Origin of the sequence: Hydrogenophaga crassostreae, assembly GCF_001761385.1 — a bacterium.
Classification (GTDB): Bacteria; Pseudomonadota; Gammaproteobacteria; order Burkholderiales; family Burkholderiaceae_C; genus Hydrogenophaga; species Hydrogenophaga crassostreae.
Genome location: NZ_CP017476.1, coordinates 1,415,504 through 1,440,212 on the forward strand (window position 1 = coordinate 1,415,504; position 24,709 = coordinate 1,440,212).

At 61.4% G+C, this 24,709-nt stretch carries 21 protein-coding genes; 11 read left to right on the forward strand and 10 right to left on the reverse strand.

Annotation, left to right across the window (positions count from 1 at the left end; translation table 11 throughout):
• Positions 1 to 47 precede the first annotated feature (47 nt).
• From LPB072_RS06595 to LPB072_RS06605, 3 genes are all read left to right on the forward strand, one after another.
• Positions 48 to 980, forward strand: a complete 933-nt coding sequence (locus LPB072_RS06595) for an electron transfer flavoprotein subunit alpha/FixB family protein (protein ID WP_066093002.1) — start codon at positions 48 to 50, stop codon at positions 978 to 980.
• A 75-nt stretch (positions 981 to 1,055) separates the two neighbouring features.
• On the forward strand, positions 1,056 to 2,846 hold the full coding sequence (locus LPB072_RS06600) for an acyl-CoA dehydrogenase (protein ID WP_066093005.1): 1,791 nt from the start codon (positions 1,056 to 1,058) through the stop codon (positions 2,844 to 2,846).
• Positions 2,847 to 2,971: 125 nt separating this feature from the next.
• A complete protein-coding gene (locus LPB072_RS06605; protein WP_066093008.1) occupies positions 2,972 to 3,955 on the forward strand; it encodes an NAD(P)H-dependent flavin oxidoreductase in 984 nt (327 codons plus the stop codon).
• Positions 3,956 to 3,961: 6 nt separating this feature from the next.
• Here the strand turns inward: LPB072_RS06605 and LPB072_RS06610 are convergent, their stop codons facing one another.
• Complete coding sequence (locus tag LPB072_RS06610) at positions 3,962 to 4,912, reverse strand: LysR family transcriptional regulator (protein ID WP_066093011.1); 951 nt, start codon at positions 4,910 to 4,912, stop codon at positions 3,962 to 3,964.
• Between the two features lie 111 nt (positions 4,913 to 5,023).
• Between LPB072_RS06610 and LPB072_RS06615 the strand changes: the two genes are divergently transcribed.
• Positions 5,024 to 5,800 carry an SDR family NAD(P)-dependent oxidoreductase gene (locus tag LPB072_RS06615; protein WP_066093619.1) on the forward strand — a complete coding sequence of 259 codons (777 nt, stop codon included), beginning with the start codon at positions 5,024 to 5,026 and terminating at the stop codon, positions 5,798 to 5,800.
• 88 nt (positions 5,801 to 5,888) lie between these two features.
• Here LPB072_RS06615 and LPB072_RS06620 read toward each other — a convergent pair whose 3' ends face one another.
• The 9 genes from LPB072_RS06620 to LPB072_RS06660 form a co-directional block, all read right to left on the reverse strand.
• A complete protein-coding gene (locus LPB072_RS06620; RefSeq protein WP_082877035.1) occupies positions 5,889 to 8,213 on the reverse strand; it encodes a penicillin-binding protein 1A in 2,325 nt (774 codons plus the stop codon).
• Between the two features lie 74 nt (positions 8,214 to 8,287).
• Positions 8,288 to 8,965, reverse strand: a complete 678-nt coding sequence (locus LPB072_RS06625) for an SDR family oxidoreductase (RefSeq protein WP_066093017.1) — start codon at positions 8,963 to 8,965, stop codon at positions 8,288 to 8,290.
• Between the two features lie 406 nt (positions 8,966 to 9,371).
• Positions 9,372 to 10,313 (reverse strand): AraC family transcriptional regulator, encoded by a 942-nt coding sequence (locus LPB072_RS06630; protein WP_066093020.1) that lies wholly within the window; start codon positions 10,311 to 10,313, stop codon positions 9,372 to 9,374.
• 26 nt (positions 10,314 to 10,339) lie between these two features.
• The gene (gene dalD / locus LPB072_RS06635) at positions 10,340 to 11,758 is read right to left on the reverse strand and encodes a D-arabinitol 4-dehydrogenase (protein ID WP_197508917.1); all 1,419 of its coding nucleotides are present in this window, start codon (positions 11,756 to 11,758) and stop codon (positions 10,340 to 10,342) included.
• Positions 11,759 to 11,768: 10 nt separating this feature from the next.
• A complete protein-coding gene (locus LPB072_RS06640; protein WP_066093023.1) occupies positions 11,769 to 12,497 on the reverse strand; it encodes an SDR family oxidoreductase in 729 nt (242 codons plus the stop codon).
• Positions 12,498 to 12,522: 25 nt separating this feature from the next.
• Positions 12,523 to 13,569: an ABC transporter ATP-binding protein gene (locus LPB072_RS06645; RefSeq protein WP_066093026.1), complete on the reverse strand. Its 1,047-nt coding sequence runs from the start codon at positions 13,567 to 13,569 to the stop codon at positions 12,523 to 12,525.
• 140 nt (positions 13,570 to 13,709) lie between these two features.
• The gene (locus tag LPB072_RS06650) at positions 13,710 to 14,540 is read right to left on the reverse strand and encodes a carbohydrate ABC transporter permease (RefSeq protein ID WP_066093029.1); all 831 of its coding nucleotides are present in this window, start codon (positions 14,538 to 14,540) and stop codon (positions 13,710 to 13,712) included.
• Positions 14,541 to 14,549: 9 nt separating this feature from the next.
• Positions 14,550 to 15,410 carry a carbohydrate ABC transporter permease gene (locus LPB072_RS06655; RefSeq protein ID WP_066093032.1) on the reverse strand — a complete coding sequence of 287 codons (861 nt, stop codon included), beginning with the start codon at positions 15,408 to 15,410 and terminating at the stop codon, positions 14,550 to 14,552.
• Positions 15,411 to 15,542: 132 nt separating this feature from the next.
• Positions 15,543 to 16,814, reverse strand: coding sequence for an ABC transporter substrate-binding protein (locus tag LPB072_RS06660; RefSeq protein WP_407927803.1), 1,272 nt, complete (start codon positions 16,812 to 16,814; stop codon positions 15,543 to 15,545).
• Between the two features lie 284 nt (positions 16,815 to 17,098).
• Here LPB072_RS06660 and aroE point away from each other — a divergent pair, with 284 nt between their 5' ends.
• The 7 genes from aroE (at position 17,099) to creB (ending at position 24,704) form a co-directional block, all read left to right on the forward strand.
• Positions 17,099 to 17,956 (forward strand): shikimate dehydrogenase, encoded by an 858-nt coding sequence (gene aroE / locus LPB072_RS06665; RefSeq protein ID WP_066093626.1) that lies wholly within the window; start codon positions 17,099 to 17,101, stop codon positions 17,954 to 17,956.
• Between the two features lie 415 nt (positions 17,957 to 18,371).
• Positions 18,372 to 19,328, forward strand: a complete 957-nt coding sequence (locus LPB072_RS06670; protein ID WP_197508918.1) for a LysR family transcriptional regulator — start codon at positions 18,372 to 18,374, stop codon at positions 19,326 to 19,328.
• A 101-nt stretch (positions 19,329 to 19,429) separates the two neighbouring features.
• Positions 19,430 to 20,959 carry an amidase gene (locus LPB072_RS06675; RefSeq protein ID WP_066093040.1) on the forward strand — a complete coding sequence of 510 codons (1,530 nt, stop codon included), beginning with the start codon at positions 19,430 to 19,432 and terminating at the stop codon, positions 20,957 to 20,959.
• A gap of 12 nt (positions 20,960 to 20,971) precedes the next feature.
• Positions 20,972 to 22,255: a TRAP transporter large permease gene (locus tag LPB072_RS06680; RefSeq protein ID WP_066093042.1), complete on the forward strand. Its 1,284-nt coding sequence runs from the start codon at positions 20,972 to 20,974 to the stop codon at positions 22,253 to 22,255.
• 25 nt (positions 22,256 to 22,280) lie between these two features.
• Positions 22,281 to 23,270 (forward strand): TRAP transporter substrate-binding protein, encoded by a 990-nt coding sequence (locus LPB072_RS06685; RefSeq protein WP_066093629.1) that lies wholly within the window; start codon positions 22,281 to 22,283, stop codon positions 23,268 to 23,270.
• 1 nt (position 23,271) lies between these two features.
• Entirely contained in the window at positions 23,272 to 23,793 is a 522-nt protein-coding gene (locus LPB072_RS06690; RefSeq protein WP_066093045.1) for a TRAP transporter small permease, read from the forward strand.
• A gap of 212 nt (positions 23,794 to 24,005) precedes the next feature.
• Positions 24,006 to 24,704 carry a two-component system response regulator CreB gene (creB, locus tag LPB072_RS06695; RefSeq protein WP_066093048.1) on the forward strand — a complete coding sequence of 233 codons (699 nt, stop codon included), beginning with the start codon at positions 24,006 to 24,008 and terminating at the stop codon, positions 24,702 to 24,704.
• Positions 24,705 to 24,709 lie beyond the last annotated feature (5 nt).

Genomic DNA, 24,709 nt, shown 5'->3' on the forward strand with positions numbered 1-24,709 from the left:
CCTGGGTTTAAGACACTTCGTTCAAACATCTTTTCTGGAATCTCATCATGACCTCTCTCGTTATTGCTGAACACGACAACGCTTCGATCAAAGGCGCCACGCTCAACACCGTCACGGCGGCTGCCGCTTGCGGTGGTGATGTGCACGTGCTGGTGGCGGGCCACAACGCGGGCGAAGCCGCCAAGGCCGCTGCGGCCATCGCTGGCGTGGCCAAAGTGATCCACGCCGATGCGGCTTACCTGGAACACGGCCTGGCCGAAAACATGGCTGCTCAGGTGCTGGCCATTGCATCGAACTACAGCCACATCCTGTTCCCCGCCACCGCGTCGGGCAAAAACATTGCCCCGCGCGTGGCCGCCAAACTCGACGTGGGTCAGATCAGCGACATCACCAAAGTGGATGCTGCTGACACCTTCGAGCGCCCCATCTACGCGGGCAACGCCATTGCCACAGTGCAGAGCATGGATGCCACCAAGGTGATCACCGTCCGCACCACGGGCTTTGATCCGGCTGCTGCAACCGGCGGGTCTGCTTCCGTGGAAACGGCTGAAGCCGTGGCTGACAGTGGCAAGACCACGTTTGTGGGCAGCGAGATCGCCAAGAGTGACCGCCCTGAACTGACCGCGGCCAAAGTGATCGTCTCTGGTGGCAGGGCTCTGGGTTCCAGCGAGAAATTCGACGAAGTCATGACGCCTCTGGCCGACAAGCTGGGTGCAGCGCTGGGCGCCAGCCGCGCAGCGGTGGATGCAGGCTATGCGCCCAACGACTGGCAAGTGGGCCAGACCGGCAAGATCGTGGCGCCCCAGCTGTACATCGCCTGTGGCATCTCCGGCGCCATCCAGCATCTGGCCGGTATGAAGGACTCCAAAGTCATTGTCGCGATCAACAAGGACCCTGAGGCCCCGATCTTCTCGGTGGCCGACTACGGTCTGGAAGCCGACCTGTTTGTGGCAGTGCCCGAGCTGGTCAAGTCGCTCTGATCCCGGGATCGCGACAAAGGGCATCGTTCGCGATGCCTTTTTTTTACCCATTTTGCAGAAACAGGAGTTGAGACCATGAGCTACACCGCCCCCCTGAAGGACATGCTGTTCAACATCGAGCACATCGCTCGAATCGATCAAGTGGCCGCTTTGCCCGGTTTTGAAGACGCTGGCCTTGAAACGGCCCAGGCTGTGCTCGAAGAATGCGCCAAGCTGAACGAAGGCGTGGTTGCGCCTTTGAACTGGGAGGGTGACAAGAATCCTTCTTCTTTCAAAGAAGGCAAGGTCACCACCACCCCTGGTTTCAAGGATGCCTACAAGCAGTTCGCTGAAGGCGGCTGGCAGGGCTTGCAACATCCGGCCAGCTTCGGCGGCCAAGGCCTGCCCAAGACCATTGGTGCGGCCTGTATTGAAATGCTCAACAGCGCCAACATGAGCTTTGCGCTGTGCCCCCTGCTGACCGATGGCGCCATCGAAGCCTTGCTGACTGCGGGCAGCGACGACCTCAAATCGATTTACCTGGAAAAGCTGGTGAGCGGCGAGTGGACCGGCACCATGAACCTGACGGAACCCCAGGCTGGCAGTGATCTTGCAGCCGTACGCAGCCGCGCCGAGCCGCAGCCCGACGGCACCTACAAGGTGTTCGGCACCAAGATATTCATCACTTACGGTGAACACGACATGGCCGAGAACATCGTGCACCTCGTGCTGGCCCGTGTGACCGGCGCGCCAGAGGGCGTGAAAGGCATCAGCCTGTTCGTGGTGCCCAAGTTCATGGTGACAGCCGATGGCTCGCTGGGTGACCGCAACGACGTGCATTGCGTTTCCATCGAACACAAGATGGGCATCAAGGCTTCGCCGACCGCGGTGCTGCAATATGGCGACAACGGCGGCGCTGTGGGCTACATCGTGGGTGAAGAGAACCGTGGCCTGGAGTACATGTTCATCATGATGAACGCTGCACGGTACGCCGTGGGGGTGCAGGGCATTGCGGTGGCCGAGCGCGCCTACCAAAAGGCCGTGGGCTACGCGAAGGACCGCGTGCAGAGTCGCCCGGTGGATGGCAGCATGAGCGCAGCAGCGCCCATCATCCACCACCCCGATGTCAAGCGCATGTTGATGACCATGCGCGCCAGCGTGGAAGGCTGCCGCGCGATGGCCAGCGTGGCGGCAGCGGCCTACGACGCTGCGCACCACCACACGGACGCCGATGTGCGCAAGCAAAACGCCGCTTTCTACGAGTTCCTGGTGCCGTTGGTCAAAGGCTACAGCACCGAGATGAGCCTGGAGATGACGAGCCTGGGCGTGCAGGTACACGGCGGCATGGGCTTTATCGAGGAAACCGGCGCGGCCCAGCACTACCGCGACGCGAAGATTTTGACGATCTACGAAGGCACGACCGCGATTCAGGCCAACGATCTGGTGGGTCGCAAAACGGCGCGCGACGGCGGCGCAGGTGCCAAAGCCATTGCAGCGCAAATCGAAAAGACCGAAGCCGAGTTGACGAAGCGCGGCAGCGCGCAATCGTTGGCGGTGGCCAAGCGCTTGACGGCTGCGCGACTGGCGTTTGTGGATGTGGTCGAGTTCATCGCAGCCAATACCCGCTCCAACCCGAACGCGGCTTTTGCCGGCAGCGTGCCCTACCTGTTGCTGGCCGGCAATCTGATGGCCGGATGGCAGTTGGCGCGCTCGCTGCTTGTCGCTGAAGACCAACTGGCTGCCGGCGTGGATGCCGCGTTCATGCAGAGCAAGATCACCACTGCGCGTTTCTATGCCGACCACATTTTGAGCCGTGCACCAGGCGTGCGCGATGCGATCGTGGAGGGCGCTGAATCCGTCACCGCGCTGGCGGCCGAAGCCTTCTGATTTCTTGCGATTCGCACCTGCCTGTCGCAACTCAGACAGGTGCGATGCCCAACCTGATTCAGAATTTGTCCACGCTGTCGCCTTCGCTGAACAGCCTTTGAATTCCCCTACGGAGACATACCTTAATGACCACCCGCCAACGCGCGCCATTGCCGCCGGTGCTGCAAAAAATCAAGTTCCCTGTGATCGGCTCGCCGCTGTTCATCATCAGCAACCCCAAGCTGGTGATCGCGCAGTGCAAGGCCGGTGTGGTGGGCTCGATGCCTGCGCTCAACGCCCGTCCCGCTGCTCAACTGGACGAGTGGCTGGCCGAAATCACCGAAGCCCTGGCCGCACACGACAAGGCCAATCCGGACAACCCGTCTGCGCCGTTTGCGATCAACCAGATCGTGCACAAGAGCAACGACCGTCTGGAGCAGGACATGGCGCTGTGCGAGAAGTACAAGGTGCCGATCATCATCACCAGCCTGGGTGCGCGCGAAGATGTGAACAAGGGCGTTCAGTCGTGGGGCGGCGTGGTGTTGCACGATGTGATCAACAACGTGTTTGCACACAAGGCTATTGAAAAAGGCGCTGACGGCTTGATTCCGGTGGCGGCTGGCGCCGGCGGCCATGCCAGCGTGAAAAGCCCGTTTGCAATGGTGCAGGAGATTCGCGAATGGTTCGATGGTCCGATTGCACTCTCTGGTTCCATCGCTTCGGGCGGGGCCGTTCTGGCGGCACAGGCCATGGGCGCTGACTTCGCTTACATCGGCTCGGCGTTTATCGCCACCGAAGAAGCGCACGCCGTGGATGGCTACAAAGCCATGATCACCCAGAGCGACTCAGACGATATTGTCTACAGCAACTTCTACACCGGCATCCACGGCAACTACCTCAAAGGCAGCATCGAAGCCGCCGGCATGGACCCCAACAACCTGCCCGACAGCGATCCGAGCAAGATGAACTTCTCGACCGGCGAGGGCGCCAATGCTGCCAAGGCCTGGAAGGACATCTGGGGCTGCGGTCAGGGCATAGGCGCCATCAAGGAAGTGATGCCGGCCGCCGATCTGGTGGCACGCTTCAAGCGGGAGTACGCCGAGGCAAAAGCGCGCATCTGCGGCGGTTGACCGGGCTCAGTCGCTCTCTGGAAAACCACCGCTGGCCGGTGGTTTTTTGTTGGTCACCGCCAACTGCTCGGCCATAACCCTGGCCAGCCAGTCCATGACCACACGCACCCGCTTGGGCAGGTTGCGCCGGTGGGCGTAGAGCAGGGTCACCGGCATGGCGCGCGGTCGCCACGAAGGGAGCACGGGCACAAGCCGGCCTTGATCGATCAGCTCGACCACGCCGACGAGAGGGGCCTGTATCAATCCCAACCCGGCGAGGCAAGCTGCGGTATAGGCTTCTGAGCTGTTGACGGTGATGGCGCCCGTCATGGGTAAGGCCGCATTGGCTTCAGCGTCAGCGTATTCGAAGCCAGTCGGCGGGGCACCCAGGGTCGGGCTGTAGTGAACCAGTTTGTGTTGTGCCAGATCGGTGAGTGCCTGAGGCGTTCCGTGGTGCTTCAGGTAAGCGGGGCTCGCGCAGTTCACCATGGACATGTGCCCCAGCGGGCGGGCGACCAGTCCGCTATCGGTCAATTGGCCTGCTCGCAGGACGCAATCAAAGCCCTCACGCACGAGATCAACCAGGCGGTCGGTGCTGCTGACCTCCAATGTGAGATGAGGGTGCTGCGCCAGCAGGTCGGGCAGGCGTGGCATCACGGTGTTGCGCGCCATGCCGCTCGACATGTCGATGCGCACCCGGCCCTTGAGTGATCCGCCATCGGGGTGCTGAAACAGGGATTGCAACTCATCCAGATCACTTAGCACGTCTTTGCAGCGTTCGAAGCAAAGCAGACCATCTTGTGTGAGTTGCACACGCCGGGTGGTGCGGTGAAGCAAGCGCGTTCCCAACTGGTTTTCGAGCTGTTGGATCGCATTGGAAACCGTGGCGCGCGGCAATCCCAGTTGCTCCGCCGCTTGCGTGAAGCTGGACAGTTCTGCGACGCGGGCAAAGACTTCAAGGCGTTGTGTGAGGCTCATTGTTATCAATTATTGGTCAATCTATTCAGGATTTGAATATTTATTCGATTGAATGGCGTAATTAGAGTTGAGACTTTCCCCTGCATTGATGCTGTTTTGAAAGGTCACCACGTGTCACAAACCCCGCCTCACGCCACCCCTATTGCCCTGGTCACGGGCGGCAGCCGAGGGCTTGGTCGCAACACCGCACTTCACCTGGCCCGCAAAGGCAGTGACGTGGTGCTCACGTACCGCAGCCAGAAAGCCGAAGCTGACGAAGTTGTGGCGCAGATTGCTTCGTTGGGGCGCCGCGCTGTGGCGCTGTCGCTGGATGTTGCCCAGACCACTTCTTTCCCTGCTTTTGCCGACTCGCTTGGTGAGGCGCTGCAACGCGGGTGGCGACGCGAGCGGTTTGACCATCTGGTGAACAACGCAGGGACAGGGCTGCATGCCCGTTTCGTGGAGACCACAGAGGCCCAGCTTGATGCGCTCTACAGCGTGCATGTGAAGGGCGTCTTTTTCCTGACCCAGGCGTTGCTGCCTTTGATGAACGATGGCGGCCGGATCGTCAACCTGTCATCGGGACTGGCCCGCTTCACCTTGCCGGGGTCGTCGGCCTATGGGTCGATGAAGGGTGCGGTTGAAGTGCTCACGCGCTACATGGCCAGGGAGCTGGGTCCGCGCGGCATCGCGGTCAACGTGGTCGCACCCGGTGCCATCGAAACCGACTTCAATGGTGGAGCGGTGCGCGACAACCCCCAATTGAACCTGCAGATCGCTTCCAGCACGGCTCTGGGGCGTGCGGGCCAGCCGGACGACATCGGTCCGATGATTGCCTCCCTGCTGCAGCCCGACAACCGCTGGATCAATGCCCAGCGCATCGAAGCTTCGGGGGGCATGTTTCTTTGAGCCAAGCCGGGTTTTGACCGGTGTTGGCAAGGGTCTTCGATTCGGGCCATGAGGCAACGGCGCCGCGAAGGCCCCGCAACCTTTGCACTCAGGGGTTGCGCGGTCCCGATGAAATGAGCGCTCTGGCCCAATCTGGGATGTTGGGCAGAAAGCGGCCTGGTTCGGGTGCGTATTGCACGCCATCTTCATCCGAGAGCCGGGCCACGGAGCCGCCGTTTTTCCACTCGGCGTACAGCCAGTCGTCGTTTTCGCGCACCAATCCTGGTGGCGGAGAGCCCAGCGGGGTGAAGGGTGTTTTCTTCAAGGCAGAGTCCATGTAGTCGATCCAGATGGGCAACGCGGCTCGGCTCCCCGATTCGCTGCTGCCCAGGCTGCGAGGCTTGTCGTAGCCCATCCAGACGGCGGTGGCCAGCGTGGGGTGATAGCCAGTGAACCACGCATCAACGGCGTTGTCTGTTGTACCGGTTTTGCCGTAGATGTCGCGCCGTTTGAGTTGTGCCTGGGCGCGGGCGCCCGTGCCATAGCGTGTGACGTCGTTCAGCAGGCTGGACATGACATAGGCATTGCGGGCCGGGATCGCCCGGTTGTCTTCGGTCAGATTTTCCGGTGCGGCTTCCTCGAAGAGCACCTTGCCTTGTGCATCGGTGATTTTTTCGACAACCACTGGCGAGACCCGCCAGCCGCCGTTGGCCAGGGTGGCGTAGGCGCGAACCATCTGCAGTGGGGTCACGCTGCCGGTTCCCAGGGCCAGGGTGAGGTTGCTGGGTTGCCGGGCTGCGTCAAGCCCAAACCGCGTGACCCAATCACGAGCGCGCGCCACGCCCACGTGGTCCAGTACCCTCACACTCACCAGATTGCTCGATTTGGCCAATGCTTCGCGCAAGGTGATGGGGCTTTCGCCGCCCGCGTGGCTGTTGCTCGGGCTCCACCCATTGGCGGCGGTATAGGGAAGGTCGTCGATCAGGCTGCCGGGCATCACCCGCTCTTCGAGTGCGGCCGAATACAGCAAGGGCTTGAAGCTGGAGCCAGGTTGCCGCCAGGCCTGGGTCACATGGTTGAAGGGTTGGCGCGATTGATCAAAGCCGCCCACCAGTGCACGAACGCGCCCTGTTTTCGAGTCCATGGAAACCAGGGCCGCTTCGACTTCTGGCCATTGGCTGATTTCCCATTCGGTGGGGGAGCCCTTCTGGCCCGACTGCACCACTCGAACGACCGATCCCCGCTGCAGGCTGAGCTCCTTTTTTGCCTTGCTTTTGAGGCCCGCGCGGGCCCAGCGAATGCCCGAACCGCTGAGCGTGACACGCTCACCTGTGCTCAGTTGAACGGCTATCTCTTTTGAATTGGCCTTGAGCACAATGGCCGCACGCAGGGTGTCGTCATCGGAGTGGTCTTTGAGTGCCTCGGCGGCGAGGCTGGCCAGATCGGGATTGTTGTTGTCTGGAAGCTCTTCAAAGCCTTCAGGGCCGCGCCAGGCGCCGCGCCTGTCATAGCTCAGTACGCCGCGTTGAACGGCGGCATAGGCTGCTCGCTGGTCGTCAGCCATCAGCGATGTGGTCACGCGGATGCCGCTGGAATAGGCCTCGGTTCCATAGCGTTCGACCACAATCCTGCGCGCCATTTCAGCCACATGGGGTGCATGCAGGTCTTTTTCGCCGGGTGTGCGCAAGGTGATTTTTTCATCGCGAGCGGCCTTCCACTGCACTTCGCTGATTGCGCCAGTGGTTTTCATGCGCTCCAGCACCACGCGCTGGCGTTTGATGGCCCTGTCCATGTTGGCCACGGGGTTGGCGTAGTAAGGGTTTTGCGGCAAACCGGCGAGCATGGCGGCTTCGGCAGTGGTGAGCTCGTCCATGGTTTTGCCGAAATAGGTCTTGGCTGCCGCCGCAAATCCATAGGCGCGCTGGCCAAGAAAGATCTCGTTGAGGTAGATCTCCAGGATGCGGTCCTTGGAGAGCGCGTCTTCCACTTTGAACGCCAGCATGATCTCTTTGGCTTTGCGTTCGACGGAAAACTCTCGGGTGAGCAGCATGGTGCGAACCAGCTGTTGCGTGATTGTGCTGGCGCCTTGCTTGCGCCCGCCGGTGAGCGCGGCCACGACGGCTCGAGCCATGCCTTTGGGATCAATGCCTGAATGCTCGCGAAAGCGCGCATCTTCTACCGCCAGCACGGCTTCTTGCAGTATTTTGGGGGTTTTGGACAGGGGCACATAGATGCGCCGTTCGGTACCGAACTGGGCAATTTCAACCCCGTCAGCAGTGAAAATTTGTAGCGGCAACTTGGGCGTGTAATTGACGATGCGGTCGATAGACGGCAAGTCAAACGTGGCCGCCGAGGCTGGCGGCACAGTGCAAAACAGTGCAAAAGAGCAGAGAAGCCCGGCAGCAGTGGCCCGGCGCAGAGAGTTTCCTGACATGGGTCGATTATCCCGGGCTTGTGTGAAGTGGGTGTGCGGCCTTGTAACGGGACGCACATCAGGTTGTCGAAGTGCTACCGACCGACCCAACCACCACACACCGGAAACACCTGGCCAACGAAACAATTCGCGTTGTCGCTGCACAGGTAGGCGGCAAATTCGGCGTCTTCTCTGGCGCTGACCAGGCGCCCCAGCGGCACTTCCCGGGCCAACCGCTCCTGAAAACGCGGATTGGCTTGAACCTCGGGCGGGAAGTAGGTGGGGTTGTCGACAAAGTTCTGCGCAATCAGGTTGATCTGCACATTGTGCGACGCTGCTTCAAGTCCGACGGCTTGAACATAGGCGGTCTGAGCGCCGCGAGCGGCACAGTAGGTCGACGCGCGCTTGATGCCGCGCAGCGCGGCAGCGCTGCCCATGACCAGGATTTTGCCGCTGCGTCGCTGGATCATGGCCGGCAGTGCGGCTTTGATCAGGCGGGGCAGGGGGTCGACCAGGGCCGAGAAAACAGTGCGCCACTCGTCGTCGTCAACTTCGCTGGCGGGGGTGGTGGGTGCCGCGATGGCCAGGTTGGCAATCAGGATATCGATTTCACCCGCCTGCCCTATTTCGGCAGCGGCAGCTTGCGGTTCGACCAGTGGTATTTCGCTGGTGATCACCGTGGCCCCATGCGCTCTCAAAACTTCGCACAGCGTAGGCCCCATGAATTCTCGCCATTGGGTGACCAAAATACGTTTGTTGGAGAGCATGGGCATGGTGGATCTTTCAGGGACGGTTGGATCCGTTCATCATAGAGAGGCGGTGTCTAAGGGCTGTCAAGAGCGTGTCAGCTCAGCGCAGGGCCGCCCCAGGCGGAATCAGCCCCCTCGGGGGGCAGCGACCCGAGCAGCGGCGCAGCGTGGGGGCCATCGATTCAGCGCAGGGCCGCCCCAAGCGGAATCAGCCCCCTCGGGGGGCAGCGACCCGCGCAGCGGCGCAGCGTGGGGGCCATCGATTCAGCGCAGGGCCGCCCCAAGCGGAATCAGCCCCCTCGGGGGGCAGCGACCCGCGCAGCGGCGCAGCGTGGGGGCCATCGATTCAGCGCAGGGCCGCCCCAAGCGGAATCAGCCCCCTCGGGGGGCAGCGACCCGCACAGCGGCGGAGCGTGGGGGCCACATCCCATCAAGCGGCGCCGCGGAACCTCGTGAGGGATTGCTTGCGAAACTCGGACGGTGTCAAGCCTTTGGATTCAAGGAAACGGCGGTTGAAATTGGCGACGTTGTTGAAGCCCACTTCATAACAAATATGGGTGATCTGCTGATCGGTGTCCATGAGCAATTGGCAGGCGCGGCTGATGCGCACGCGGTTCACGAAGTCGGTGAAGGTGTTGCCGGTGGCCTTGCGGAAGAAGCGCGAAAAACGGCTCTCGCTCATGCCAAGTTCAGCGGCCAGCGCTGCGGCAGAGTGGGTTTCGCTCAGGTGGTCTGTGATGCGGGTCACGAGCACATGAATCTGATCGATGGAGGCATCACTGCCGTCGCTTTGCAACTGAACACTTGAGAGCAAGCGGTAGTCGGTGCACGCCGCGAGATCGGACATCAGATCAAAGAAGGCGGTCAGACGGCGCAGGCCCTGGGACTGTTTGATGCGGTGCCAATGGCGCTCGCTGCGCTCACCCATGCCGAAAAACTCCACACCGTGCCGTGCGCGCTCAAGAAGGGGCAGCAGTTCATTCAGTTCGGCGATATGGGCGGCCGATTGCATCAGCGGTGCGTGCTGAAACTGAATCACCAGATCGCGTAACGCGACGCCGCCTTCCGGGGTATCCAGGGAAAGCCAGTTGTGCGGCAGCCTGGGGCCGGTCAGAACCAGATGGCCGGGCTGGAATTGCCCGATCCAGTCGCCAACGAAGACCTTGCCCGAGGTTTCGGTGATCAGGTGCAGTTCGTATTCGTCGTGGCAGTGCCACCGGGCCAGTGGCGTGGGGAAACCATGAGAGAGGCAGCGCACAAAACCGGTGGTGTCGGGCGCTTCATAGCCGAGATCGGGCGACCGTGCGTAGTCGTGTTCCAGCTCGGGTTTGAGCTGGCGCGGAATGCTGCGGTTTCGGTCGATCACGGACATATTTTGCGCTCAGACACCCAGGCCGATCAAGCCTTCTCGGGGTTCACGCCGGTGTGGGCTGTAATGAAGCGCACCACACGCTCGCTGGCGCGACGCACTGCTTCGACCAGGCGAGGGTCTTCTGCCAGGCCTCCCCACAGCGGTGCATCGGCGCAAAACGCGGCGATCGGGTCGGCTGCTTCGCACATGGCGTGGGCCACGGCTGGGTCCATGGCCTGGTCCTGGTAGGTGTAGGGAATCTTCCCGGCATGCCAACGCTTCAGGTAGGCCAGGAACAGGGCTGGCAACATGGCCACACTTTCGATGCCTTCACCCCGGGCGAGTCGCTGGCGAATGGTCGGCGCGATGAAGCCGGGCATTTTGCTGAAACCGTCCATCGCCACCCGCTGGTTGGTGTCTTGAATCGCCGGGTTGGCAAACCTGTCGAGCACCACATCGCGGTATTTCGGCAAATTGAGCGGGCAGGGGGCCTCGGGGGTATCGAGAACGGGGATCACGTCGTCGGTCACGTAGTCGTAGGCCAGGCGGCGAATCACGGGGTTCTGTGTGCCTTCGTGGATGTAGAGGTAGTTGATCAGCGTGCCTGCCCAGGCGATGCACGAGTGGGTGGCATTGAGCAGGCGTATCTTGGCCTCTTCGTAAGCGTCAACCGACTTCACCATCTCAACACCCACTGTTTCCCACGCCGGGTGACCCGCAATAAAGCGGTCTTCGATCACCCACTGGATAAAGCTCTCGCCCATCAGCGCAGCAGGGTCGTCCACGCCGGTGGCTGCTAGAACGCGCTCACGCACGTCGGGCGTCGGGCGTGGCGTGATGCGGTCAACCATGGCGTTGGGGTTGGTGGTGTTGGTTTGTACCCATGCCAGCAGTTCGGCGTCGCCGATCAACTCAAGGAACTGCAACAGGCCGCCTCGTGAACGCTCGCCGTTGTGGCGCAGGTTGTCGCAGTTGAGCAGCGTGACAGGCCCTGCGTTGGCCGCGCGCCGCGCGCGCAGGATGGCGGTCAGCGCGCCGTAGATGGTTGTGCCCGGCTGGCCAGCACGGACCGCGTCCAGGTCGCTGCGGAGGTCGGCGAAGGTATCGAGGTCGAGCCGGTTCTTCGCGTCGAGGTAGTAGCCGGCCTCGGTGACGGTGAATGAAATGATTTTGGTTTCGGCTTTCGATCCCTGTGCGATCAGGCCGCTCAAATCGGGTGTGTAGCTGATCACCTGGCTGATCGAGGTGATGCGCTCATAGTGATGCTCGCCGGCTGGCGAAATGGTCTCCAGCGTATAGGCACCACCCGCGGCCTGCAAGGCGGCGATGGTGTCGGCCATGTCGGGCCGGATGTTGCCACCGGCAAGGGTCCAGCTGCGGTCACCGGTTTTCTGCAGTTCGTGGAGGTAAACAGCCTGGTGAGCCCGATGGAACGAGCCCAGGCCCAGGTGAAGCATGACATTCATGGAGAAGCACTCACAGATCAAAGTTGGTGGGCATCATCACGACATCACGGATGGTCATTCCGCGCGGCCGGGTGAGCATGAAGAGAACAACCTCGGCGATTTCGCTCGCTTCGACAAGGCTGCCCGAGGCCTTGGCCTCTTCGAGTTTTTCTGCGGGCCAGTCGGCCAGCAGCGAGGTGATGACAGGGCCTGGAGAGATCGCACCGATGCGGATGCCGTGCTTGAACACCTGGCGGCGCACCGTTTGCACGAAGCAGTCGATGGCCCATTTGGATGACGCGTACACCGGCTCCCAGGGCGTGGGGAAATGGGCAGCAAGTGAGCTGGTGACGATGATGTCGCCGGTCTTGCGTTCGGTCATGTGCAGCAAGACATCGCGCACGTTTTTCATCACCACGTTGATGTTCAGGTTGAGCATGCGGTCAATGGCATCGTGCTGCGCATCGATCAGGTCGCCGCCCACATACAAGCCGGCATTGGCGTGAAAAACATCGAGCTGTCCGGCGCGCGCAAGTACTTCGGGCATCAGTGATGCGCATTGCCGGGGATCCAGCAAATCGAGCACAAGCGGGATGGCATGCTCGCCCAGCGCAGCGCATGTGCAGGCCAATGCCTTTTCGTCCCGGTCGATCAAAACCACCCGGGCGCCGGCAGCCAGCAGGGCCTCGGTGCTGGCCCGACCTATGCCCGAAGCCGCGCCCGTAACGGCTGCGACCTTGCCTTGCAGCGGAGGTGTCATGGTTCTGGTTCTCTGCTGTACTGATTCAGGCGGCTGCACTGGCTTTGACCACGCGGCCTTTGCTGTCGAACCAGTGAGCCTGATCCAGCGCCAGGTCTGCGCTCACGGTGTCACCCATGTGCAGCGGGGTGCGCTCGCTTTGGCGGGCCACCAACTGGGCACCTTCGTTCGTTGTGATGTAGACCAAGGTCTCGGCGCCGAGGGCTTCAACCACGTCGACCTTGCCTTGTACCTTGGCGCTGGCGTCGGAGCCCAGCACCACACATTCCGGCCGCAAACCGATGGAGCCTTCTTTGGCGGCCGACGGCGCCAGTGCCTTGATGGCGGCAGACCACTGCTTGTAAGGCAGGATGTTCATTTGTGGGGTACCGATGAACTGCGCCACGAACTGGTTGGCCGGGTTGTCATAGAGCTCCAGCGGCGTGCCCACCTGTTCGATCAGGCCGTCACGCAGCACCACCACGCGGTCGGCCAGCGTCATGGCTTCGACCTGATCGTGGGTGACATAGATGGTGGTGGCGCCCAGGTCGCGGTGCAATTTGGCGATCTCGATGCGGGTCTGACCACGCAGGGCCGCATCGAGGTTGGACAAGGGCTCGTCGAACAGAAACACCTTGGGTGCGCGCACGATGGCGCGGCCAATGGCCACACGCTGGCGCTGACCACCGGAGAGTTCTTTTGGGGTGCGCTCAAGGTATTTGGTGAGGTCGAGGATGTCGGCAGCCTTCTTCACCTTTTCGTCGATCTCGGCCTTGGGCGCACCGGCGAGCTTGAGCGCAAAGCTCATGTTCTCGGCCACGCTCATGTGGGGATACAGCGCGTAGCTCTGGAACACCATGGCCAGATCGCGCTTGGAGGAGGGCAGGTGCGTGATGTCGCGCCCCTCCAGCGAAAGGGTGCCACCGTCGATGTGTTCCAGGCCCGCGATCAGGCGCAACAAGGTCGACTTGCCGCAGCCCGATGGCCCCACAAAAACGATGAACTCGCCCGGTTTGATTTCCAGATCGATGCCTTTGATGGCGCGGTGGTCACCGAAGAATTTTTCGATGCCTTGGAGTTGCAAATAAGCCATGGTGTTGTCCCAGAATGGTTTTGTTTAGCGTTACGCCGCAACAGCAGCGAGGTCTGATTCGAGGCTGCCGTGGAACCGGCTTTGCCGGGCCACCAGCAGCGCCCCCTGGGGGGTAGCGCCGAAGGCGATGCGGGGGGCTGTCACTTGACGGCTCCGAAGGTCAGGCCCTGCACCAGTTGCTTCTGGCTGAACCAGCCGAAGACCACGATGGGCGCAATGGCCATGAACGAAGCGGCCGACAGCTTGGCCCAGAACAGGCCTTCAGGGCTGGAGTAGCCGGCGATCAGGGTGGCCAGCGTGCCGCCGTTGGCGGCGGTCAGGTTCAGACTCCAGAAGGCTTCGTTCCAGCTCAGCACCAGACACAGCAAGCCCGTGGAGGCCAGGCTGCCCATCGCCAATGGCAGCAACACCAGGCGGGCTTCCTGCCAGAGCGTGGCGCCGTCCATGCGCGCGGCTTCCAGAATTTCACGGGGAATTTCCTTGAACTGCGAGTACAGCATCCAGACCATGATGGGCAGGTTGGAGAGCGTGAACACGATGATCAGCGCAATGGGGTTGTCCAGCAGATGGCTCTTCTGGGCCAGTACGTAGACGGGGACCAGCGCGCCCACGGCGGGCATCATCTTGGTCGAAAGCATCCACATCAGGATGTCTTTGTCGTGTTTGCCTTTGAAGAAGGCCATGGCGTAGGCTGCGGGGGCGGCAATCATCAAACCGAAGATGGTGGAGAGCACACTGGTGATCACCGAGTTCTTGGCGTATTGCAGGTAGTCGCTGCGCTCGTTGACCTCGTGGAAGTTTTCCAGCGTGGGGCTGAAGAACAGCTCGGGCGGTACCGCGATGGCTTGCAGCTCGGTCTTGAACGCGGTCAGCATGAGCCAGCCGAGCGGAAAGAACAGCAGGAGCGCGACGCCCCAGGCGGCCACGGAGCGAACGGCGTAGGCCGGGGTGTAGGTAGATTGGCGTGCCATGGGGTGTCCTTATTTGTCCAGGTTCTTGCCAACCATGCGGATCATGAAAATCCCCACGATGTTGGCCAGCACGACGGCAAACAGCGCGCCGGCGGATGCCACACCTGCGTCAAAGTTCAGCAGGGCTTGCTTGAAGATCAGGTAGGCCACATTGGTGCTCGCGTCGCCCGGGCCACCGCCGGTGGTGGTGTAGATCTCGGCAAACACACTGAGCAGGAAGATGAGCTCGATCATCACGACCACGGCCACCGAGCGGCCTAGGTGCGGGATGTAGAGGTAGCGGAACTGCTGGAAGAAATTGGCGCCGTCCATGCGTGAGGCTTCGAGCTGTTCGCGGTCCATGCTTTGCAGCGAGGTCATGAAGATCAGTGTGGCGAATGGCAGCCATTGCCAGGACACCATGAGGATCACGGAGAACAGCGGCACCTCGGTGAGCCAGTCAATCGGGGTGGCGCCGAAGAAGATCCAGACCTGAGCAAACACCCCGTAGATGGGGTTCATCATCATGTTCTTCCACAGCAATGCATTGACCGTGGGCATGACGAAGAAGGGGGAGATGAGCAGGATGCGCACCAGGCCACGACCGGCCAGAGGTTCGTTGACCAGCAAGGCGATGAGCACACCGAACACCACGGTGATGCCGATCACGCTGCCCAGCAGCATCAAGGTGTTCATGATGGCCGCCCCGAACGACGGGTCGGTCATGAAGTATTCGTAGTTCTCCAGGCCAATGAAGTCGGACTGGTCCGGCTGCAGCAGGTTGAACTGGATGAGGGAGAAATAGATGGTCATCACCAGCGGCACGATCATCCAGAGGAAGAGCGTGCTGACGGCTGGTGCCATCAGAAGGCGGGGAAGCGTGCGTTTCATGGCGGTGCACCCAAGGTAAGTGAAATCAGGCGCGTGAATTCATGCGCGCAGGGTGTGCAGACTCGATGCCTGCAGGAGGGAAAAGGGCCAGCACCACTGTGCTGGCCCCGAGCAAAGGGGCCAGTTGCCCGATCACTTGTAGTAGCCGGCCTTTTTCATCTGGCGCTCTGCGGCGACCTGGCTGGCCTTCAGGGCGGCGTCAATCGACTTCTGGCCTGCCAATGCAGCGCTCATCTGTTGACCCACGGTGGTGCCGATGGCCTGAAACTCAGGGATGGCAGCGAATTGCACGCCAACATATGGGCTCTTGGGCAAGGTGGAATCGTTCGGGTTGGCCGAATCGATGGCCATCTTCTCGGCCGGTGCGAAGCGGGCAGCTTTCACGAACTCGGGGTTGGCGTAGGTGCTCTTGCGGGTACCGGTGGGAACGGTGGCCCAGCCATTGGTCTTGCCGACCAGCTCGATGTACTCCTTGGAGGTCGCCCAGGTGATGAACTTCTGTGCTGCGTCCACTTTCTTGGAGCCCGATGGCACAGCCAATGCCCATGCCCACAACCAGTTGGCGCCTTTTGGCGTCACGGCGGTCGGTGCTTGAGCGAAAGCCATCTGGTCAGCCACTTTGGATTGCTTGGGATCGCTCACGAAAGAAGCTGCGATGGTGGCGTCCACCCACATGCCGCACTTGCCGGAGTTGGTCAGCGCCAGGATTTCGTTGAAGCTGTTGGCAGCGGAACCGGGAGGGCCGTATTTGGTGAGCAGGTCAACGTAGAACGTGACGGCATCTTTCCAGGGCTTGCTTTCCAGCTGTGGTTGCCACTTCATGTCGAACCACTGGCCACCGAAGGTGTTGACCATGGTCGAGATCAGGGCCATGTTGTCGCCCCAGCCTGGCTTGCCGCGCAAGCAGATGCCGTACACGCCGCTTTTCGGGTCGTGCATCTTGGCAGCCAGGTCTCTGATCTGGATCCAGGTAGGGCGTTCGGGAACGGTCACTCCAGCCTTGTCGGCCAGGTCTTTGCGGTACATGAGCATGGAGCTCTCGCCATAGAAGGGAGCGGCGAAGAGCTTGCCGTCAACGGACAGGCCATCGCGCATGGCGGGCAAGAGGTCATCGGCGTCATAGGCCGCGTCGGTCTTGAGCTCTTGCAGCCAGCCCTTTTTGCCCCAGATCGGGGTTTCGTACATGCCGATGGTCATCACGTCGAACTGCCCGCCTTTGGTGGCGATGTCGGTGGTGACGCGCTGGCGCAACACGCCTTCCTCGAGTGTGACCCACTTGAGTTTGATGTCCGGGTTGGCTTTCTCGAAGTTGCCGCTGAGTTTTTGCATCTCGATCATGTGGCCGTTGTTCACGGTGGCGATGACGAGCTCGGTGCCGGCGGCGTGGGCCAGGCCTGCGCTCATGAGCGCTGCGGTCAGGGCGGAAGCAATGCGAAATTTCATTGAAGTCTCCTTGTGGTGGATCGGTCGGTTGCCAACGGTTGTTGAAGAACCGTGCAGTAATTCTCGCAATTGCTCTTGGCGGGGTTTGTACGCCTTTGGGCATGACTTGTACTTTATTGCGCAGATGGCTAAGGATTAACCCTAGTTTTTGACGCAAAGTTTGGGTTTTTGCGACGGTTGCAGTTTGTTGCCTTGTTTTTTGCCCGGTGACGGCACATGGAAGGGCTTGCCATAGGATGCTGTTCATGAGCGCGCAGTTTCTTCATCAGATCACCGGTTCTTTTTCCCAGCCATCCGGTGAAAACCCCACTGTTGCGATGGTGGAGGCGGCCTATCGGCACCATGGTTTGCCATGGCGCTATATCAACTGCGACGTCGCCCCGGCCGATCTGGCCGCTGCGGTGAGTGGCGCACGTGCCATGGGCTGGGTGGGCTTCAATTGTTCGATGCCCCACAAGGTGGCGGTGATTCAACACCTGGATGGCTTGGCCCCTTCGGCTCAAATCATTGGAGCGGTGAACACGGTGGTGCGCAACGCCGCAGGCAAGTGGATCGGAGAAAACACCGATGGCAAAGGCTTCGTGCAAGCACTGAGAGAAGTGATCGATTTGCCCGGAAAGACGGCGCTCATTCTGGGCGCCGGCGGTGCGGCTCGCGCAGTGGCGGTGGAGCTGGCGCTGGCGGGCGTGACCCGGATTGATGTGGTCAACCGCAGCGCGACCCAGGGAGAGAGCCTGGTCAGTCTCATCAATGAAAGGACGTCTGCGCAAGCGCATTTTCGGGCCTGGGATGCTGTATTGCAGATCCCGCCTGGTACGGGCGTGCTTGTGAACACCACTTCGGTGGGTTTGGGTGCGCCCGATGATGAACTGAGTATCGACTGGGGTTCCCTGCATGCGGGCATTGTCGTGGCCGATGCCATTCCCAACCCGCCCAGAACCCATCTGGTGCGAACCGCCAAGGCCAAGGGGTGTATCACGATTGACGGCTTGGGGATACTGGTGAACCAGGGTGCGATAGCGTTCCGTCTATGGACCGGCGTGGAGGCCAATCGCGGGGTGATGCGGTGGGCGCTTGAACGGGTATTGGGCCTGGCGGGCTGACGCTGCCTAATGTGGGGGCCGGTGTTGGGCATCCGGCCGGAACCGCCCAGGCACCCGAATGCCTGCCCCTGAGACCGCAGGAAGTCAACACCAGTAGATTTCGCGAGGGTCGAACGACGTGGACCCATTCAAAGTGTGTTTATCGGGCATGAATGGGCCGACCTTCAGCTTCTCTGTGCAGGCCATCTCAGGGCCGTCGCCTGGTGCGTGTTGGATATAGAGAGCGCATCGAGGCGATTCGCTATGCTTGGCTGACAGACGCCACAAGATAAACGATTGGCCAAAGATTCGTGGTCTGGTGTTTCGCGCCCCGATGCCACAGCGCCATTGGAGATCGGGTTGTACCCCCTGTACTTTCCGCGCCGACCTTTCGGGGCGGTATGGGTGTTCAGGATTCTCACTGGAGCAGACCGCATTGACTTCTCAAACTGACTCGACGGGAGCGAATGCCCGCTACTTTCGGCAAGGTCTGCGGCTGCAGCATTTGCGCATCATGGCCGCGTTGGCGGAAGTGCAACTGGTGAGCAAGGTGGCCGAGCGCCTGCACGTGACCCAGCCGGCCATCTCCAAGCAAATCGCAGAGATCGAGAGTGCACTCAGCGCACCGGTGATCTACCGCGAACGCAACCGCTTGTTCCTGACCGATGTGGGTCAGCGTCTGGCCGCTCATGCGCAGGCCGTGATGCAACAGTTGCGGCGGGCCGAGCTGGAGCTTGAGGCCCTGAGCCTGGGCGCCAGCGGGCATTTGCGAATTGGTGCGGTGACATCCCTGTCTCCCACGCTGGTGGCCAAAGCGGTGGTGGCTTTCAAGCGCGTAGCGCCCAGGGTCTCGATCTCGGTAACCGAAGGACACTTCATCTCCTTGCGCCCGCTGCTGGAACGCGGTGAAGTTGACGTGGTCGTGGCCCGGGTCTGGCAACCGCAAGAGGTACCCGACCTCGAACAGTCGGTCCTGACCAGTGAGCCCATCGTCGTGGTCAGCGGGCGGGATCATCCCCTTGCCAAACGGCGGCGGCTGCAGTGGTCAGATGCTTTGAGCTGGCCGTGGATCCTGCCCGACAAGCAGTCGGTGGCGAGGCGGGCCATCGAGGCGTTCTGGGCAGAACAAGGCATGGCGACCCCTGGCGATGTGATCGAGGCTCAGTCGCTGCCGTTGAGCCTGGCTTTGATGTGTGACCTGCCCTATCTGGGACTGTTTCCGGAAACCTTGGCGTTGAGTCACGCGATGCGAGGCGATTTGTCTGTGCTGGGGCTGCGGATGGGCGGCGTCCTGGCTGAGGGGCGGTGCTTTTGGCGCAAAGGCCAGATAGAGCAGAACGCCGTGCTTCGTCCTTTTCTCGACTGTCTCAGGGCGGTCCCAGGCCGTTTTTAAACCATAACCATGGGTTATGGTTGTGGTCTGATAATTCACTTTTTATATGTAGCAGCATCTTTTACAGTGAGCGACAAATATCAAAAAGTGGAGACACGCGTATGGATGCCAACGCGCCCCTGACGGCACTGCCGGCTGTTGCTGTGATTGAACAGTTTCGACGAGGTGAACTCTCACCCGTGACGTTGGTGAATGCCAGCATCGAGCGCATTGAGCGCTTGAATGTCAAGATCAATGCGATCACGGCCACTTGTTTTGACAGGGCCAGGGAAGAGGCCCGTGCGTCTGAGGCGCGCTATCAAGCGGGCCAGCCCAAGGGGCCGCTGGACGGGTTGACCCTTGGGGTCAAGGATTTGCAGCCGACAGCCCAACTACTGACCACCTGGGGTTCCCCCAAGTGGCGCAACCATGTGCCCCAGGAGGACCTGCCCATGGTCGCGGCGTTGCGCCGCGCCGGCGCGATCGTGGTGGGAAAAACCAATGTGCCAGAGCACGGAGCCGGTGGCAACAGCCGCAACCCTGTTTGGGGTGCCACGGGCAATCCCTTCAATGCCAATCTGGTCGCAGGCGGGTCGTCGGGTGGTTCGGCCGCAGCGCTGGCGGCGGATCTGGTGACTTTGTGCACGGGATCTGATACAGGGGGATCGCTCCGCCTGCCTGCCGGTTTGTGCGGCATTGTGGGGTTTCGACCCTCGCCGGGCTTGGTGCCGCATCCCACGCGCCCTTTGGGATGGTCATCGATCTCGGTGCTGGGGCCCATGGCGCGCAACATGGGAGACCTCCTGCTCATGCTGCGCTCTTGCATGGGCACCGACGCCAGAGATCCGCTCAACAGGGGCGTCTCACCCGAATCCTTCAACACCACAGGTGTGTTGCCACGGCTGGAAACGCTGCGCATTGGTTACAGCGAAGATTTCGGCGGCTGTTCGGTCGAGCCGGACATTCGCGCGGCCTTTCGTGATCGCATCGAACGCATCGCACCACAGGTGGCCAAGTGTGTTCCTGTCGACATACCGCATGGCGACTGGGACCGCTGCTTTGATGTGATGCGTGCAGAAAGCTTCATGGCAGGCTTCCAAGACGTTTTCGATCACGACCCTGTGCGGTTGAGCGAAGATATTCAAGCGAACGTGGCCCTCGGGAAAGGCTTTACGCTGGGCGACCGGGCCTGGGCGCATTTGGAGCAAACACGCATCATGCGTGCGTACCAGGCCCAGGCAGCGCATCTTGATCTGATTCTGTCCCCGGTGGCGCCTGTGACACCTTTTGTCTGGACACAGGGCTTTCCCGCACATATCGACGGCGTTGCGATGGACATCTATTACCGTTGGCTGGCCCTGACCTACCGACCCAGTTTGGTGGGTTGCCCGGCATTGACGCTGCCTTGTGGATTGGACAGTCAACGCATGCCTTTCAGTCTGCAGCTTCTGGGCTCGCTCAACGGCGATGCGGCGTTGCTCCAGGCGGCCCAAACCCTGGAGGCCTTTTTTGAGTCCCATGAGGCGACCCGTCGACCCCGTCCTGACCTTGAAGCGTTGAAGCCGTCAACCACACCGCTCAACGCCATGGTGACCCATCCGCCTGAATCAGGGGCTGTGCCCCCCTCAGGTTCCGTTGCTACCGTTGTCTAGGAGCCGAAAGCCATGTGGACCGTCGCCGTTGCCTTTCTGGTTCTCTTGCTCAGCGGAACCGCGTTTGCCTATCTCATGGGCTCTGTTTCCGTTTTGGCGTTTCTGGCGCTGGACAAGGCGCCCTATTTGTCCATCATTCCGCAGCGTATTTTTGCGCAGCTCGATGTGTTTGCCTTCATGGCCATGCCATTGTTCATCCTGACCGCGGAGCTGATGACGCGTGCCGGCCTGACCCGTGCACTGATTGATTTTTCGATGTCGGTGGTGGGCCGCTTCAAAGGCGGTCTGGGCCATGTCAACATCCTGACCAGTGTGTTTTTTGCCGGCATTTCCGGCTCGGCGGTGGCGGACGCGGCATCTCTGTCCCGCACCTTTGTGCCGGCCATGGTCGAGCGGGGGTATGACAAGTACTACGCCGGTGCCATCACCGTGGCCTCGTCGATGATCGGGCCCATCATCCCGCCGAGCATCATCATGATCATTTACGGCGGCCTGATCGGCACCTCGGTCGCGGCGCTCTTTGTTGCCGGCATCGTTCCGGGGCTGTTGCTTGCAGCCAGCCTGATGGCGCTCAACGCCTGGATGGCGCACCGCCACAACCACCCGGGCGGGCAAGACGATACCCTGCCGCGCTTCTGGCCCAGCTTCAAGGCGGCGGCCCCCGCGCTGATCTTGCCGGTGGTGATTCTGGGCAGTTTGGTGTTTGGCCTGGCCACGCCGACCGAAGGCTCGGCCATTGCGGCCGTGGTGGCGGGCGCGGTGGGCCTGGCGTACCGGCGCCTGACCTTGCGGATTTTCTGGGAAGCGGTCGAAGCGACCGCGCAGCTCACCGGCACCATCTTCATCATCCTTTGCGCCATTTCCCTGCTGGGCTATCTGGCCGGGCAAATGGGCTGGTCCGAGATGCTGGCGGTCTGGGTCGACGATCTGGGTTTGACCGGTATCCGCTACCTGCTGTTCCTGATGGGCGTGTTCCTGATCGTGGGCATGTTCATGGACACACCCGTGGCCTTGACCCTGCTGGTACCGCTGTTTGCGCCCCAGGCGCTGGCCCAGGACATCAACCCTGTGCATCTGGGCATTCTTTTGTGTTTCAACCTGTGCATCGGGCTGATCACGCCGCCGCTGGGCAAGTGCCTGGTGGTGACCTCGGCCTTGACCGGGACCAACTACTGGCGCCTGGCCTGGGCCACGCTGCCGTTCATTGTGCTGTTGATTGTGTTGTTGATCGTGTTGGTCTTGGTGCCCGACATCACGCTGTTTTTGCCGCGGTTGGTGGGCTTGCAAGTGGGTTGATGGAATCTGAATGAAGGAGACAAAGATGATGGTGATAAACAAGTTTTTTCGTGGCGCGGTGCTGGTCGCCGGTTGCATGGCAGCGTCGTTGGCGAGCGCGCAGGTGAAGATTGCGCTGGACACGCCGCCCGATGTCAACAAGTCGGGCTCCTATGCGTGGGTGAACGCGTTTACCTCTCACCTGAACGCCAATGGCATGAAAACCCGCGAGTTGCCGCGCGGCTCGGTGGGCGAAGAGGCAGAGCTGTTCGATCAGATCTCGACCGGCTTGCTGGAAATGGCGCTGTCCGACGTGAAGTCGATCGGCAAGGTCGACCCGCTGATCTACGGTGTGCGCCTGCCTTACATCTTTGACGATGTGCCGCACATGGACCGCGTTCTGGAGAAGGGCAAAGTCTTCGAGAAGGTCAACGCGCAACTGGCCAAGACCGACTCCATGGTGCTGGCGCTGGTGCCGATCGGCCCGCAGTCCGGCATCATCACGACCAAGCAGACGGTGCGCACGCCGGCCGATATGGCCAACCTGCGCATGCGCGCACTGGACGATGCGCAAATTGAGCTCTACAAGGCCTGGGGCAGCACCGGCACCATCGTGCAGTGGAAAGAAGTGCCCGCCGGCCTGCAAACCGGGGTGATCGATGGCTACCTGAACACCGCCAACGTGCCGGTGCTGTTTGGTCAGACCGACTTCGTCAAACACTTTACCGATGCAGGCGTGATCGTGGCACAGCGGGCGGTGATGGCGTCCAAGACATGGTATGACCGCTTGTCGGCCAAAGACCGCGCGACGGTCAACGAAGCGGTGAAGAAGGCCAACGCGGTCAACCGGGCCTGGGTTGCCACGCAAGCCGAATCGTCCCTGAAAGACCTTGAGAAGGCCGGCGTCACCGTGATCCGCCTGAACAAGGCCGAGCGCGAGCCGTTCCGCAAGCTCTCGCGGGCCACCTACAACTCAGGACTGATGTCGCCGGAATCGGTCAAGTTCTGGGTGGACGCCGCGGAAGCCGCGCGCTGACATGGGCGCCGGTTCGCTGATCTCTGCGCTCAGTCTTCGCGTGCACAACGCGGCGCGCTGGGTGGCTTCGGCCTGCATCGTGATCATGCTGCTGGCCATGGTGGTGCAGATACTGGCCCGCTATGGCTTCAATGCGCCGCCGATCTGGACCGAAGAGGTCGCGCGCTACATGATGGTCTGGGCCGGCTTGCTTGGGGCGACGATGTCGTTTCGCAACCGGGCCGATGCGGTGTTGCTCGACAGCGTGTTGCCCCGTTCGCTGGAGTGGTTGTCGCGCGTGGTGCAAACGCTGGCTGTGCTGGTGTTCCTGCTGCCGGTTCTGTACTTCTGTTTCTTCAACTGGAATGGCGTATGGGGCCAGGGTTTCATGGGCCGCTCCGCCCGCCTGACGGCTGACACGCTCGGCTTTTCCATGGTCTGGGTGAGGATGGCGGTACCGATTTGTGCCGCCATCATCCTGGTTCACCTGCTGGCGCGCTGGGTCGATCCGGCGCCGACCGCAAAAGCAATGAACGAGGGCTAGTGTTTGTGGCTTCTGGCTGGGCCTGGCGCTGACCCGGCCCGGTGAGCGCTTTGCGCATGGACCGTCTGACTTTCGGGTGCTGCGGCAAGTCGGGTTGTCGTCAATCATGAGCGCTGAGAACAGGCTGGAGTGGACACACCCGACAGGCGTCTTTGTCGGCGCGGCGGCGGTCTTCTCGTACCATTGCCACCACGACCGCCCATCCGCTGCCCATGCCACAACACCGCATCCTTCTACTTGAAGACGAACCGGCCATAGCCGATACGCTGCTTTATGCCTTGGGCAGTGAGGGCTTTGAAGTGATCCACGTGACTCTGGTCAGCGACGCCTTGGCGGTTTTTGAGCGCCGCGCACCGGATCTCGCGATCCTGGATGTGGGGGTGCCCGATGGCAACGGGTTTGATGTGTGCCGTGCGATTCGAAAAAGCAGCGATCTGCCCATTGTTTTCTTGACCGCTCGCGGCGAAGAGATCGACCGCATCCTGGGCCTGGAGCTGGGTGCCGACGACTACGTGACCAAGCCGTTTTCGCCACGCGAGGTGTGTGCACGGGTCAAGGCCATACTGCGGCGCAGTGGGACCAAGGGAATGACCGGGGCGCCGGCAACGGCTCGAACAGGCACCATGCTGCAGCTCGATGAAGCGGCACAACGCATTCGCTGCGGTGGCGAACCTTTGGCGTTGACGCGCTACGAATACGGTTTGCTGGCCACGCTGCTGAAACGGCCGCAACGCATCTTTTCACGCTCGGAACTGATGGCGCTGGTGTGGGGCGATGCACCCGATACGGCTGAACGGACCGTGGATGCGCACATCAAGCTGCTGCGCGCCAAATTGCGCGCCTGTGGGCTGGAAGCCGAGCTGATCCAGACGCACCGCAACATGGGTTATTCCATGCAAGCCACACGCTGAGCCGC